Consider the following 13,429-nt stretch of genomic DNA (forward strand, 5'->3'; position numbering starts at 1 on the left):
GTTGCGCTTGGCCCCACGCGTGATTTTGGGAACATCGGCGGCCTTTTGTTCAGCACTCATACGAACCGGCGACTAAAGATCGACGGGTCAAGGCTGGTCTGCTCACGCGGCAGAAGGCATCGCTTGCGCCCCAGATGGGCTGTTTGGGCGGCAAAGTCAACGGGGCTGTGAAAAATTGCCTAGCGCGGTGCGCTGCGTGCCAGCATCAACGGCAAAACGGCGCTTAGGATGAACAGGCGCATCATATGGCAGGCCGCGACAAACCCCGGGCTGATGCCCAACACGCTGCCCATAGCGATCATTGTCTCGAAGCCGCCGGGCGCAAACGCTACGAGGATATGCGCAAGCGGCATACCAAGCGCCAAGGCAACGGGGATCGCGCCGACCATCGCCAGCCCCACCGCAAGACAGGTCACGGAAAGCCCGGCGGCAAGCCCTTTGGTCAGATCATCAAGGCGCACACCCGAGAACCGTGTGCCGATCATTGCCCCAAGCACGATATAGGCCGGCATCACCAGCCACATCGGCAGCACACCCGGTGCAATATCCGTCACATGCGTAAGGGACGACACCAGCATCGGTCCGATCAGCATCGGCGCGGGCACCCGTATGCGCCCCAGCAGCAGCCCTGCCCCGACCGACAAGCCGGCCATGACCGCGAGTGTTATGGCCCCCATTACAGCGCCGTCGGGTACGATGGTCCCGCCAAGGTCCACTCCCATTGCGAGCGCGACGAACGGCACAACCAGCGTCAGGGACAACAGCCGCACCGACTGCGTTGTCGAGATACGGGCCACGTTGTCGCCGCCTTCGGCCGCCATCGCCAAGACAAAGCTGAGATGTCCGGGAGCCGACGCAAGCAGTGCCGCGCGTCGGTCAAAGCCGAAAAACCGTGACAACAGCCACCGGCTGAGCACAAGCATCGCCCAAACCAGCACCGCCATCACCACAAATGCTAAGGGCCAGCGCAGCATCGCATCGACCGCATTGTGATCGAACCCGGCCCCGACCGACAGGCCAATGACCACAAAGCAGACATTGCGCAGTGACAGCGCAATTCCCATCCGCGCACCTGCCAGACCGGCAAGAGACACCAGCACGGCTGGCCCCAGCAACATGTAAATGGGGGCATTCAATAGCCAACCCAACCCCGCGCCGAGGACACCGATAAAGACGGTCAGAACGCTGGTCAGTATATCGGACGGAGGGCGCGGCAATTTCATGCGCTTGTGCTATCAGGTGACCCGGACCCCCGCCAGTCCCGGCCCCGTAAAACGACCGGGGCTTGCACATCTCCTGACAAAGGGACATGCATCCGCCGAAGATATTTAGAACGATTGTATGAAGGGATACGAAATGGATAATCTGCGCGGCGCTTTGATCATGGTGCTGTCGATGCTGGGCTTTGCCATTGAGGACATGTTCATCAAGCTGATCGGGACAGATATCCCGATTGGGCAGATTATCTTTTTGTTGGGGACCGGCGGGGCCATTTGTTATGGCGCGATGGTGTTGATCAAGGGTCAGTCGCTGGTAGATCGCGCCATGATGACCCGCCCTATCCTGCTGCGGGCCTTGGGCGAAATTATCGGGACCTTGGGCTTCGTATCGGCCATTGTGCTGACGCCGATTTCTTCGGCCTCGGCTATCTTGCAAGCTACCCCGTTGGTGGTCACCCTCGGGGCGGCGTTGTTTCTGGGCGACCCTGTCGGTTGGCGCCGGTGGAGCGCTATTTTAGTAGGCATGTTCGGCGTCTTGCTGGTTATCCGCCCCGGAATGGACAGCTTTCAAGCCTTGTCACTGCTTGCGGTTCTGGGCGTTCTGGGATTGTCCTTGCGGGATCTGGCGACACGGCGCGTGCCCAGATCGACGTCAACATTTCAATTGTCCTTTCTAGCGTTTCTGGCGCTGGTCCCCTCCAGCCTGCTGTACATGCTGGGCACCGGAACATCATTCGTACCCATGTCCGGGACACAATGGATTTTCATGGCAGCCGCGCTAACGACAGGGCTGGTCGCGTATTATGGCATCGTGGCTGCGATGCGGATCGGTGAAATCAGTTTTGTCACACCGTTCCGCTATGCACGGCTGCTGTTTGCCATGGTGGTCGGGATCACAATCTTTGGGGAACGCCCTGATCTGCTGACCTATGTTGGCGCAACCATCATTGTTGGCTCGGGCATCTATACGGTATGGCGTGAGCGAAAGGTCAAAGAACAGGCCTGAATACTTTCAATCCTCCCCTCGGCGCGGTAAACCGCTGCGCAATTGTCATCTGCAAAAGGATAGCCCCTTATGAGCACGATCATCGACATCCACGCCCGCGAAATCATTGACAGCCGGGGCAACCCCACGGTGGAGGTCGACGTGACGCTTGAAGACGGCACCATGGGCCGCGCCGCAGTCCCGTCGGGGGCGTCGACCGGTGCCTATGAAGCCGTCGAGCGCCGCGATGGCGACAAGGCCCGCTATATGGGTAAAGGCGTGCTGGAAGCCTGTGCGTCGGTCAACGGCGAGATCGCGGACGCACTGGTCGGCATTGACGCGACAGAGCAGGTCGAAATTGACGGCACCATGATCGAGCTTGACGGCACCGAAAACAAGTCGCGCCTGGGGGCAAATGCCATTCTGGGCGTATCGTTGGCCGCTGCCAAGGCCGCCGCGGATTACTGCTCCCAACCGCTGTATCGCTATGTCGGCGGTACCTCTGCGCGGATGCTGCCCGTGCCGATGATGAACATCATCAACGGCGGCGAACATGCTGATAATCCTATCGATATTCAAGAGTTCATGATCATGCCCGTTGCGGCAGAAAACATCCGCGACGCGGTGCGCATGGGCTCCGAGGTGTTCCACACGCTGAAAAAAGAGCTTTCGGCCGCGGGTCTGTCCACCGGTATCGGTGACGAAGGCGGCTTCGCACCCAACATTAGCTCCACCCGCGATGCGCTTGATTTTATTTTGAAATCCATTGAAAAAGCAGGCTACAAACCCGGTGAGGAGATTTATCTCGCGCTAGATTGCGCGGCGACAGAATACTTCAAGGACGGCAGCTATGTTCTTTCTGGCGAAGGGAAAACTCTGTCCAGCGCCGAGAATGTGGATTATCTGGCCGCGCTTTGTGCCGACTATCCGATCATCTCTATTGAAGACGGCATGTCCGAAGATGACTGGGACGGCTGGAAGCTGCTGACCGATCGTTTGGGTGACAAGATTCAACTGGTGGGCGACGATTTGTTCGTGACCAATCCCGAACGTCTGGCCCAAGGCATCAAGCGCGGCTCTGCCAATTCGATGTTGGTCAAGGTCAACCAGATCGGCACGTTGTCCGAGACACTGAAAGCGGTCGACATGGCACACCGTGCAGGTTTTACCAACGTGATGTCCCACCGGTCGGGCGAAACAGAGGACGCGACGATCGCGGATCTTGCTGTGGCGACCAACTGCGGGCAGATCAAAACCGGCTCGCTCGCGCGGTCCGACCGGTTGGCAAAGTACAACCAGCTGATCCGCATCGAAGAATCGCTGGGCGTGACGGCGGAATACGCTGGCCGCTCCATCCTCAAGGGCTGATCTTTGCCGACAGGCGTTGTCCTATAAATAACGAAAGCGCGCCCCCAAAAGGCGCGCTTTTTTTATGGCTGGTCGGATAATCAGCTTTGGATCTGCCGCAGCAACCCTGACTTCGTGAACCCGAGCCGGATACTATCCGTTGCGCGCTTCGGGACCGGCATATGGATCTGAATGGTCCGAGATGCCGCGCCAAATGCAACATTCATGCGGATGGTCGCCACGAATTTGCCCTGCGACGCGGGGCGCACATCTTCGATCATGCCAACGACCTGCCGGTCTGATGTCATTACCGTTGCACCCAACGCGGCCTGGATTGGTACCACCGATCCGGAAAGGCCTGCAACACCGCCCCCGGAGCTTTGCGATCCAGCCGAGGCCGTGGCCGTGGCGCCATTTGCACCTCCGGTCCCGCCGCCCGTCGTACCGCCGTTACCTGCTGTCGTGCCGCCACCAGTAGAACCGCCGCCGGTTGAACCTCCGCCGCTTGAACCGCCAGTGCTGCCGACGCTTACACCCGCACCGACACCGGCGACGGAATCGCCGCCAACAGAGGCACCTGCCCCCGCGCCAACGTTGCCTACACTAGCACCGACACCCGCGTCCGCGACAGAGCCGTGACCGACGCTGGCCCCCGCACCGACACCGACGCCGCCTACGCTTGCACCCACACCCACTTCCAATGCAAAGGCCGATGTCGCGATGAATACCGTCGCAACCGAAGCCGCGGTGCTTTTGAAAAATATACTCGTCATGGTCACTCTCCTTTTTGATGAGGAGCGGCGCGAGCAAAGCCCTCACTTTATGCACGACCGCTCTGAGGTAGTACACGTCAGGGTAGCGTCACTCGAATCTCTGGCAAGGAAACAGACTGTTGACAGAATTCGATTGTGCATCTGTGCAACAGGGGGCTGCGCGCAGATATTCCTGCCGGATACAGGTAACCTATTCGGGAGAAATGGATTTCAATTCTACTTTGGCACGTACAATACCATCGCGAATCGCTACATTTTTTATACTGTCAAGCCAAAAGCCTGCATCTACACGCCGCCTTCACTACAGCGCTGCACCACAGAAAAAACGTTATTCTAAAGGGTGGTTTGCCTCGGCTGGTAGGCTCACGGTGCCGCCCCCGACAGCGGCCCGCACCCCTGTGGTCCCGGGACAAGAGGTCGGCAGCCCCCGCGCCACCCGCACTGCAAGATAGCCGAACGCCTGTGCCTCAAGCATGTCGCCATCTAGCCCGATTTCCTCGATCGGAACGACGGGACAATCCAGACTCACACTGAGCATCTGCATCAACACAGGGTTGTGCCGCCCGCCGCCGGTGACCAACACGCGGTCCGGCAAGCGCGGGCAATGCTGCATCGCCTCGGCCACGCCGGCGGCACACATGGCCGTCAGGGTTGCAGCCGCGTCCGCGTCGGACAGCTCGGTCACCAGCGCCACCATCTCCTCGAAATCATTCCGGTCCAGCGACTTTGGCGGCATTCGCGCGAAATAAGGCTCCGCCAGAAACAGCTCCAGCGCGCCCGTCTCAACCTGTCCCCGCGCAGCAATCCTGCCGCCCTCGTCAAAGGGCAGCCCAAGGCGCGTCTGCATCAGGTCATTGATGGGCGCATTGGCGGGGCCGGTGTCAAATGCCAGTAGGGCCCCATCGGTTTCGGGCAAAGGCAGCGCCGGATCAACCCACGTCAGGTTTCCCACGCCACCGAGGTTCAGAAAGGCGACCGGCCCGGTCAGCCCCGCATAGCGGGCGCAGGCGTGGTGAAAGAACGGCGCAAGCGGCGCACCCTCTCCGCCCAAATGCACATCGGCGCTGCGAAAATCCCAAATCACGGGCAACCCCATATGATCCGCCAACGCGGCCCCGTCGCCGACCTGCAACGTCCCCTGCGTCCGCGGCGCATGTGCCAGCGTCTGACCGTGAAAACCGATCAGATCAACGTCGGTATAATTAGCCAATGCCTCAAGGTGTGCAGCTTCGACCACTTGCGTCGCCGCTGATACTTCTGGCCCCGACCATTTGCCAAAACCGGCAGCGATGGTGCGGCGCTCTGTCTCGGAATAGCTGCGGTAGCTTGAGGTGCCGAACCCGATGATATCGCGCCCGTCCGTCTCGATCACAGCGACATCCACCCCGTCCAACGACGTGCCGCTCATCGCCCCTGCGGCGCGCAGCGGGCCTGTTTTTGCAATCCGTGTCGGGGTTCTTGCCCCTTGGGCCTTATTCATGGCCTTTTCCTTTGTCTGCTCAGCACCTATAGAGTGCACCACCACCCAAGCTGAGGGCAAGCACCATGACATACCACCCCAAATCCGATTTCATCCGCATCATGATGGAGCGCGGCTTTCTCGCCGATTGTACGGACTATCAGGGCCTTGATGACGCGCTGATGAAAGGGGCTGTGCCTGCCTATATCGGCTATGACGCGACAGCGAAATCCCTTCATGTGGGGCATCTGATGAATATCATGGTGCTGCGCTGGTTGCAGAAATGCGGCGGCAAACCGATCACCCTGATGGGCGGCGGCACCACCAAAGTGGGCGATCCGTCGTTCCGGTCGGATGAACGCCCCCTGCTCGACAACGCCGCCATCGACGCCAACATTTCTGGCATGCAGCAGGTGTTCGAAAAATACCTGTCGTATGGCGACGCTGACAGCGACGCGATCATGCTGAACAACGCTGAATGGCTTGATAATCTGAACTACCTCGAATTCCTGCGCGACATCGGCCGGCATTTCAGCGTTAACCGCATGCTGTCGTTCGAAAGTGTGAAATCGCGTCTTGATCGCGAACAGTCGCTGTCCTTCCTCGAATTCAACTACATGATCCTGCAAGCCTATGATTTCCTTGAATTGAACCGCCGCTATGGCTGCTTGTTGCAGATGGGCGGATCGGATCAATGGGGCAATATTGTCAACGGCATCGACCTGACCCGCCGCGTGCTGGACCAAGAGATCTACGGCCTGACCACGCCCTTGCTCACCACCAGCGACGGCCGCAAAATGGGCAAGTCCCAAGGCGGCGCAATCTGGCTGAACGGTGACATGCTTTCGCCGTATGAGTTCTGGCAGTTCTGGCGCAACACGACCGATGCGGACACAGGCAAGTTCCTCAAGATTTTTACCGAGCTACCGGTCGAGGAATGTGACCGTCTGGGGACTTTGGAAGGGTCCGACATCAACGCTGCCAAGATCATCCTCGCCAATGAGGTGACGACGCTGCTGCACGGCGCAGAGGCGGCCAAAACCGCCGAAGCCACGGCGCACGAAGTGTTCGAAAAGGGCGGTGTCGGCGATGACCTACCAACCTTGACGCTCAGTGCTGCCGACATCGGCGATGGTATCTCTATCGTGCAGCTAATCGTGAAATCCGGTCTGGCGGGGTCGGGTAAAGAGGCAAAGCGTCTGATCACCGAAAACGGTGCCCGCTACAATGACGCCCCGCTGACAGATGCGGGCCTGATGGTCGACGCCGCCACGCTGGCCACACCGATCAAACTGAGCGCGGGCAAAAAACGCCACGCGCTCGTACAACTGGGTTAAGCTCTCAGAAGTATGCGAGGGGGGCGGGCGCGCCCTGCCCCCCCTTAGCTTTCGGCTTTCTCTTCCAGCATAAGCCACTCGGCCTCTGCATCTTGCAGCTTTTCATTCCGCTCGACCAACGCATCGGTCGCTTTTTGGAACTTCACCGGATGCTCGGAATACAGCGTCGGGTCGCTCATCAATTCTTCGAGCTTTGCGATCTCGGCTTCCAGACGTTTCATCTCTGCCGGCAACGCCTCAAGCCGGTGCTTTTCTGTAAAGCTCAGCCCCGATTGCGCTGCGGCCCTGGGCTTCTCGCCTTTGGCCGATGGTTTTGATTTGGCTACAACGCTTTGGTCAAAGTCGTCCTGCTGGCGCTGTGCCAGATAATCTGTCCAGCCGCCGGCATAAACCGTCGCCTTGCCGTCACCTTCCATCGCGATGGTGGTCGCGGCAACGCGGTCCAGAAAGTCACGGTCGTGGCTGACCAGCAGCACAGTCCCGTCATAGGTCGACAGCAATTCCTGCATGAGATCAAGCGTTTCGACGTCCAGATCGTTGGTCGGTTCATCGAGCACAAGCATGTTGCTGGACCGCGCCATGATCTTAGCCAGCAGCAACCGCGCCTTTTCACCCCCCGACAACGACCGCACAGGTGCCCGTGCTTGCCCCTCGTCAAAGAGAAATTCTTTCAGATAGCCAACCACGTGTTTCGGCTGCCCGCGCACCAGAATCTGGTCCGCCTTGCCCGACACGCGCATTTCAGGGTCGCCCGTCAGACTGTCCCATAGGGTCATATCCCCGTCGAGCTGCGCGCGCGCCTGATCAAACAGCGCAATCTCGAGGTTGGTGCCTTGCTTGATCTCACCGCCATCGGGCTGCTCTTTCCCGATCAGCATGTTCAGCAAAGTGGTTTTACCCACACCGTTTGGCCCGACCAAAGCAATGCGGTCCCCGCGCTGGATCGTGATATCAAACGGACGCAGAATCGTCTTGTCGCCATAAGCCTTGGTGATGCCAATGGCCTCGACCACCTTGCGGCCAGACTTTGGCCCTGCCTCAAGCGACATGGCTGCTGTGCCCTGACGCTTGATCTGGCCGGCACGTTCTGCACGCAGATCTTGCAAGGCGCGCACGCGGCCTTGGTTGCGCTTGCGCCGCGCTGAAATGCCCTCGACAGCCCACCGCGCTTCCGACTTGATCTTGCGGTTCAGCTTGTGGCGCTGCATGTCCTCTTCTTCCCACATCTGGTCGCGCCAGGCTTCGAACCCGCCGAAACCGATATCCTGACGACGGACAACGCCCCGATCGACCCAAAGCGTCGCACGGGTCAATTCGCGTAGGAACGCCCTATCGTGAGAAATGATAACAAATGCCGCACGGGTCGCCTTCAGCTCGTCTTCAAGCCAGCGGATCGCCTCGATATCCAGGTGGTTCGTCGGCTCGTCCAGCAACATCAACTCCGGCTCGGATGCCATCAGACGTGCAAGTGCCGCGCGACGACGCTCCCCGCCAGAGGCGGTGCTCACGGGGCGTGCAGGGTCGAACTTCAACCCTTCGCCCGCACGTTCGACCTTATACATCTCGGATGCATCCAGTCCGTGTGCTGCGAAATCGCCCAATGTCTCGAACCCGGTAAGATCCGGATCTTGCTCCATATAGCCAACCGAAACGCCTGGTCCGACGATCACATCACCGCTATCGGCTTCGATCAATCCGGCCATGACCTTCATGAGGGTGGATTTACCAGATCCGTTCCGGCCCACCAGCGCCAAACGGTCGCCGGATTGAACCACAAGGGACATGTCTTCGAATACGGGATCGCCGCCGAAAGTCAGCGAGATCTCGTTTACTTGTAAAAGGGGTGCGCGTGCCATGACAGCCAGCTAGCGTCGTGCCGCGTCAGCGTCAATGACCCCTGTTCCAAATGGGCTAAAATCCTCGCCGAAGGCATGAAATCTCTTAGGCGGTACCGCGCAGCAAACGTTTGCGCCCCTCGGGGATCGCCGCGATCTCGAGCCCGGTGAACACATGCAGCGTTTTCATCTGCCGGTCGATCACCGCATGATCGCCAACCCAGCCGCCCATCATCAGGTAACTGCGCAGCAAGGCCGGAAGCATCTGAAGTGCAGCCTTCTCGGCAGGTTTGTCCAGCTGCCCCTTTGCAAAACCCACCGTCTCGGGGGCTTTGACCTGCGGCCGCCATACCTGAGGTGCAAGGTGACGGTCCTGCAGCAAGCTCATGACATCACGATAAGGAGCCGGATCAGTGCCGCGGAAAGACGTGCACCCAAACAGCAGCGTTACCGCATGGGCGTCAACAACCTGCGCCAGCGCGGTCCAAGCCATACGCACCACGTCAGGATCCCGCACTTCGGGTGCCAGACAGAACCGACCCAGTTCCATCATCGGGCCGTCAAAACCTGCAAGTTTGGTCAGATCGTAAAACTGCGCTGCATAGCTTTGGTCTAGCGACGCGCCCTCCATCACCCCGATACGGTAACAACACAGCAGTTCGCCGCTGCCTTGATCACGCACGAGGATATGATGCTTTTTCGCGTCGAACCCGTCACTATCGTGCGTTTCATCCAAACCAAAGGCCCTTGCACGCAACGCCTGCGCGGCATCGATATCTTGTGGCGAGCTCGCACAATAGGCGCGGTACGGACCGCGCACCAGCGGCTCCAGTACAGCGCCGCGCAACACCGCCATAGCCTTGCCCTAGCCGGCCAGTGCCGCGGGGTTAAACCGGCCGATGTTGCCCAAAAGCTGACGGATAAAGGATTTGTCAGAAATTGGAGAACTGGTCACGCGACGATCAAGCGTGACGACATTACCGCGCTCGAGCCCGAACCGTTCGACGTTCTGCACCACACCGTTCCCGTCAAAGCTCACAGCCACCACTTCGCGCTCTGTTTCGCGCGGTGCCATGAACCACATTGCCTGACGGCGCGACCGGACATAGTAATAGCCCGAATTGGTCAACAGGCCCGCCGATGCAGGCACACCCACGGTTTCGGCCACAGTGTCGCGCGTATCCTGACCGACGGTGATCTTCGACAGATCTTCTTGCGGCGGGATATACCCGTGGTTGCTATATTGAGGGGAGCAGGCCCCGAGCGTTAGACCAGCAGCGAGAACTGTGGCGGTCAGCAGTGTCTTTTTGACATGGCGGTCGATACGCATTCTTGGTGCCCTCTTGCCCTTGGGGATCATGGCTTTTATCTCGCATACACTAAGCACGCCCCATGGTTCAAGAAACGAAAGTACCCCTAACATGTCTCGCACGCCCCCAAGCCCCACAGCATTGCGCGTCGCAGAGCTGTCGCAGAATGCGCAAACCCCTTTCTCCCTGCGCCCTGACGCCGACAGCTTGCGCAAAATCGCGGAAGAACTCGATCTCTCAGCGCTACGTAAACTCTCGTTCGAAGGGCGGCTCAAGGCGCTCGGGCGCAGTGACTGGCAGCTCGAAGCCCGTTTGGGTGCCACCGTGGTGCAGCCCTGTGTCGTCACGCTCGAGCCGGTTCAAACCCGGATAGACGTTGATATCACGCGTTTGTTTGTCCAAGACTACGAGCAGCCCGAAGAAACCGAAGTCGAGATACCAGAGGATGACCGTACCGAACCTCTGGGTGCCTGGATCGACCCCGCCGTTATCATGATAGAGGCGCTGGCACTGGAAGTTCCCGAATACCCCCGCGCCGACGGGGCTGAACTGGGTCAAGCCGTCTACACCAAGCCCGGCGAGGCCCCAATGACCGATGAAGACGCCCGCCCGTTCGCCGGTCTGGCTGATCTAAAGGACCAGCTAAAGGACAGTAACGGCGAATAACCCTGTCGGTTTGGGTGAATAAGGGTTGCTTCGGCAGTTTTTCGCAGTATTTTGCGCCCTTCACCCCAATTAAGGTTGGACATCGGATAGGCTTCGGCCTAAACGCACGTCACGCCCAAACCGGGAGTTGATCTGAAACACGGTCGTCTTTGGCAGGAAGCCGATGAACGACCCCGAAGGCAAAGGCACCAGACATGGCTGTCCAACAGAATAAAGTTTCCAAATCGCGTCGCAACAACCGCCGCGCGCACGATTCGCTGACTGCAGCGAACCCCAACGAATGCACCAACTGTGGTGAGCTCAAGCGCCCACACCACATCTGCGCTGCATGCGGTCACTATGACGACAACGAAGTTGTTTCTCTGAACGAAGAGATCGACCTCGACGAAGACGCAGCGTAAGCTCGTTACGTCAATCGCAGTTCATAAGAGGCATCGCACCAGATGACGGCCACGTCCGATCAGCCTAGCGCGAGTACTCAGCGCACCCTAATCTCAGTTGATGCGATGGGGGGCGATCAGGGCCCGGCAATCGTTGTTGCCGGGTGTTCTGCGTCCGCGCTCAAGAATCCCGATATCAGCTTTATCCTGCACGGCCCTGCCGACACGCTGGAACCGCTGGTGGCCAAGCGCCCCGAACTTAAAGGGCGCTGCACCATTCGGGATGCCCAAGGGGTTGTCACTATGGATGACAAACCCAGCAACGTTGTACGCAATGGCAAGGACACCTCGATGTGGTCCGCCATCGAATCCGTGCGCAACAAAGAGGCCTCTGTCGCAGTAAGCTGCGGCAACACCGGCGCGCTGATGGCGCTGTCAATGATCCGCCTGAAAAAGCTGCCGGGCGTCAACCGCCCTGCCATTGCCGTGCTTTATCCGTCGACCAACCCGCAAGGGTTCAATGTGTTGCTGGACGTGGGTGCGGATGTGCGTGCGGATGCCGATGATCTGTTGCGCTATGCGTTGATGGGGACATCTTATGCCCGTAACGGCATGGATATCGAACGCCCGCGCATCGGCCTGCTGAATGTCGGTACCGAAGAACACAAAGGCCGGACCGAGCTGAAAGAAGCCCACGAATTGATTCGCGACGCTGCGGATGAAGCGGGCTTTGATTTCGTCGGTTTCGTCGAAGGCGGCGATATCGCGGGCAATGCCGCGGATGTGATCGTCACGGACGGATTTACTGGTAATATCGCGATCAAGACTGGCGAAGGTACCGCCACGCTGATCGGGTCAGGTCTACGCCAAGCGTTCAAAAACTCGATCTGGTCCCGTGCGGCTTCGTTGTTTGCCTACAGCTCGCTGCGCCGCGTCAGCAAACGCTTTGACCCGAGAAACGTAAACGGCGGCGTGTTTCTGGGTTTGAACGGAACTGTTGTGAAATCCCACGGGGCAGCTGATGCCAAAGGGGTTTCATCAGCGATCAAGCTGGCCGCGCGATTAGCGGAAAGTGAATTTACACATCGTCTGGCCGCGCGTGTGGCCTCAGCAAAGCCGACGAAAGAGACCGAAGAATGACAAAAAGAGCCGTCGTAATTGGTGCCGGACACTACCTCCCGGAACGTATTGTCGAAAACGCAGAGTTTGAAGGCAAGATCGACACCACTGACGAATGGATCAGGTCACGCTCTGGAATCGAACGCCGCCACTTTGTCGGCGAAGGCGAAACCACATCGACGATGGCAACTGCTGCCGCCAAGGCCGCGCTGGCTGACGCAGGTAAAACAGCCGCAGATGTCGATGCTGTCATCGTCGCCACCTCTACCCCCGATCTCACGTTCCCGTCTGCCGCCACGATGGTGCAGGCCCAGCTTGGTATGGAACGTGGCTTTGCCTTTGATGTTCAGGCCGTTTGTGCGGGCTTTGTCTATGCCTTGGCCAATGCCAACGCGCTTATTGTTTCCGGGCAAGCCGACCGCGTGCTCGTCATCGGGTCCGAGACCTTTTCGAAAATCATGGACTGGACCGATCGCAGCACCAGCGTCCTGTTCGGCGACGGTGCTGGCGCGATCCTGCTCGAGGCACAGACTGGCGAAGGCACTTCGGATGACCGCGGTGTCCTGTCGATCGACCTGAACTCTGACGGGCGCTACAAAGATCTACTGTATGTCGACGGCGGCATCAGCACGGGCACCACCGGCTATCTGCGGATGCAAGGGAATCAGGTGTTCCGCCACGCGGTTGAAAAGCTCGCCGCCTCGGCAACTACCGCGATGGAGCGCGCCGGCGTGGCGCCGGATGAGGTTGACTGGATTGTCCCTCATCAGGCGAATATCCGTATTATTCAAGGCACTGCCAAGAAACTGAACCTGTCGATGGATAACGTCGTCGTAACGGTTCAAGACCACGGCAACACCTCAGCTGCATCGATTCCGCTGGCTCTTTCAGTCGGACAAGAGCGCGGCCAGATCAAGAAAGGCGACCTGCTGGTCACCGAAGCGATCGGCGGCGGGCTTGCATGGGGCGCAGTGGTTCTGCGCTGGTAAGCGGCTTTT

Annotated in this window: 13 protein-coding genes; 7 read left to right on the top strand and 6 right to left on the bottom strand. The window is 59.1% G+C overall.

Going from position 1 to position 13,429, the window contains the following annotated elements; translation table 11 throughout:
- Nucleotides 1–179 precede the first annotated feature (179 nt).
- Nucleotides 180–1,223: an AbrB family transcriptional regulator gene (locus ACVBAU_RS11575; RefSeq protein ID WP_448326471.1), complete on the bottom strand. Its 1,044-nt coding sequence runs from the start codon at nucleotides 1,221–1,223 to the stop codon at nucleotides 180–182.
- 133 nt (nucleotides 1,224–1,356) lie between these two features.
- Between ACVBAU_RS11575 and ACVBAU_RS11580 the strand changes: the two genes are divergently transcribed.
- The gene (locus ACVBAU_RS11580; RefSeq protein ID WP_138923184.1) at nucleotides 1,357–2,226 is read left to right on the top strand and encodes a DMT family transporter; all 870 of its coding nucleotides are present in this window, start codon (nucleotides 1,357–1,359) and stop codon (nucleotides 2,224–2,226) included.
- Nucleotides 2,227–2,295: 69 nt separating this feature from the next.
- Nucleotides 2,296–3,573, top strand: coding sequence for a phosphopyruvate hydratase (gene eno / locus ACVBAU_RS11585; RefSeq protein WP_138923183.1), 1,278 nt, complete (start codon nucleotides 2,296–2,298; stop codon nucleotides 3,571–3,573).
- An 80-nt stretch (nucleotides 3,574–3,653) separates the two neighbouring features.
- Here eno and ACVBAU_RS11590 read toward each other — a convergent pair whose 3' ends face one another.
- Together ACVBAU_RS11590 and ACVBAU_RS11595 are read right to left on the bottom strand one after the other, a co-directional pair.
- A complete protein-coding gene (locus ACVBAU_RS11590; RefSeq protein WP_448326474.1) occupies nucleotides 3,654–4,325 on the bottom strand; it encodes a hypothetical protein in 672 nt (223 codons plus the stop codon).
- A gap of 328 nt (nucleotides 4,326–4,653) precedes the next feature.
- Nucleotides 4,654–5,805 carry an anhydro-N-acetylmuramic acid kinase gene (locus tag ACVBAU_RS11595; RefSeq protein ID WP_448326476.1) on the bottom strand — a complete coding sequence of 384 codons (1,152 nt, stop codon included), beginning with the start codon at nucleotides 5,803–5,805 and terminating at the stop codon, nucleotides 4,654–4,656.
- A 65-nt stretch (nucleotides 5,806–5,870) separates the two neighbouring features.
- Here ACVBAU_RS11595 and tyrS point away from each other — a divergent pair, with 65 nt between their 5' ends.
- Nucleotides 5,871–7,121 (top strand): tyrosine--tRNA ligase, encoded by a 1,251-nt coding sequence (gene tyrS / locus ACVBAU_RS11600; protein ID WP_448326478.1) that lies wholly within the window; start codon nucleotides 5,871–5,873, stop codon nucleotides 7,119–7,121.
- Nucleotides 7,122–7,165: 44 nt separating this feature from the next.
- On the opposite strand, the gene ACVBAU_RS11605 is transcribed toward tyrS, so the two are convergent.
- The 3 genes from ACVBAU_RS11605 to ACVBAU_RS11615 all read right to left on the bottom strand — a co-directional run bounded on the left by ACVBAU_RS11605 (nucleotide 7,166) and on the right by ACVBAU_RS11615 (nucleotide 10,286).
- Nucleotides 7,166–8,977 (bottom strand): ABC-F family ATP-binding cassette domain-containing protein, encoded by a 1,812-nt coding sequence (locus tag ACVBAU_RS11605; protein ID WP_138923180.1) that lies wholly within the window; start codon nucleotides 8,975–8,977, stop codon nucleotides 7,166–7,168.
- 85 nt (nucleotides 8,978–9,062) lie between these two features.
- On the bottom strand, nucleotides 9,063–9,812 hold the full coding sequence (locus ACVBAU_RS11610; RefSeq protein WP_448326480.1) for a GNAT family N-acetyltransferase: 750 nt from the start codon (nucleotides 9,810–9,812) through the stop codon (nucleotides 9,063–9,065).
- 9 nt (nucleotides 9,813–9,821) lie between these two features.
- Nucleotides 9,822–10,286 (bottom strand): outer membrane protein assembly factor BamE, encoded by a 465-nt coding sequence (locus ACVBAU_RS11615; RefSeq protein ID WP_448326483.1) that lies wholly within the window; start codon nucleotides 10,284–10,286, stop codon nucleotides 9,822–9,824.
- A gap of 91 nt (nucleotides 10,287–10,377) precedes the next feature.
- On the opposite strand from ACVBAU_RS11615, the gene ACVBAU_RS11620 reads away from it, so the two are divergent.
- From ACVBAU_RS11620 to ACVBAU_RS11635, 4 genes are all read left to right on the top strand, one after another.
- On the top strand, nucleotides 10,378–10,932 hold the full coding sequence (locus ACVBAU_RS11620) for a YceD family protein (RefSeq protein WP_171048890.1): 555 nt from the start codon (nucleotides 10,378–10,380) through the stop codon (nucleotides 10,930–10,932).
- 194 nt (nucleotides 10,933–11,126) lie between these two features.
- Nucleotides 11,127–11,333, top strand: a complete 207-nt coding sequence (gene rpmF / locus ACVBAU_RS11625; protein ID WP_093733647.1) for a 50S ribosomal protein L32 — start codon at nucleotides 11,127–11,129, stop codon at nucleotides 11,331–11,333.
- Between the two features lie 42 nt (nucleotides 11,334–11,375).
- Nucleotides 11,376–12,452: a phosphate acyltransferase PlsX gene (plsX, locus tag ACVBAU_RS11630; RefSeq protein WP_138923177.1), complete on the top strand. Its 1,077-nt coding sequence runs from the start codon at nucleotides 11,376–11,378 to the stop codon at nucleotides 12,450–12,452.
- A complete protein-coding gene (locus ACVBAU_RS11635; RefSeq protein ID WP_138923176.1) occupies nucleotides 12,449–13,420 on the top strand; it encodes a beta-ketoacyl-ACP synthase III in 972 nt (323 codons plus the stop codon). Before plsX ends, ACVBAU_RS11635 begins: the two co-directional genes overlap by 4 nt.
- Nucleotides 13,421–13,429 lie beyond the last annotated feature (9 nt).

It is taken from the genome of Sulfitobacter sp. M13 (assembly GCF_053474885.1).

Coding starts and splice junctions, on each gene's coding strand:
- ACVBAU_RS11575 (WP_448326471.1), bottom strand. CDS start 1,223: ATGAAATTGCCGCGCCCTCCGTCCGATATACTGACCAGCGTTCTGACC.
- ACVBAU_RS11580 (WP_138923184.1), top strand. CDS start 1,357: ATGGATAATCTGCGCGGCGCTTTGATCATGGTGCTGTCGATGCTGGGC.
- eno (WP_138923183.1), top strand. CDS start 2,296: ATGAGCACGATCATCGACATCCACGCCCGCGAAATCATTGACAGCCGG.
- ACVBAU_RS11590 (WP_448326474.1), bottom strand. CDS start 4,325: ATGACGAGTATATTTTTCAAAAGCACCGCGGCTTCGGTTGCGACGGTA.
- ACVBAU_RS11595 (WP_448326476.1), bottom strand. CDS start 5,805: ATGAATAAGGCCCAAGGGGCAAGAACCCCGACACGGATTGCAAAAACA.
- tyrS (WP_448326478.1), top strand. CDS start 5,871: ATGACATACCACCCCAAATCCGATTTCATCCGCATCATGATGGAGCGC.
- ACVBAU_RS11605 (WP_138923180.1), bottom strand. CDS start 8,977: ATGGCACGCGCACCCCTTTTACAAGTAAACGAGATCTCGCTGACTTTC.
- ACVBAU_RS11610 (WP_448326480.1), bottom strand. CDS start 9,812: ATGGCGGTGTTGCGCGGCGCTGTACTGGAGCCGCTGGTGCGCGGTCCG.
- ACVBAU_RS11615 (WP_448326483.1), bottom strand. CDS start 10,286: ATGCGTATCGACCGCCATGTCAAAAAGACACTGCTGACCGCCACAGTT.
- ACVBAU_RS11620 (WP_171048890.1), top strand. CDS start 10,378: ATGTCTCGCACGCCCCCAAGCCCCACAGCATTGCGCGTCGCAGAGCTG.
- rpmF (WP_093733647.1), top strand. CDS start 11,127: ATGGCTGTCCAACAGAATAAAGTTTCCAAATCGCGTCGCAACAACCGC.
- plsX (WP_138923177.1), top strand. CDS start 11,376: ATGACGGCCACGTCCGATCAGCCTAGCGCGAGTACTCAGCGCACCCTA.
- ACVBAU_RS11635 (WP_138923176.1), top strand. CDS start 12,449: ATGACAAAAAGAGCCGTCGTAATTGGTGCCGGACACTACCTCCCGGAA.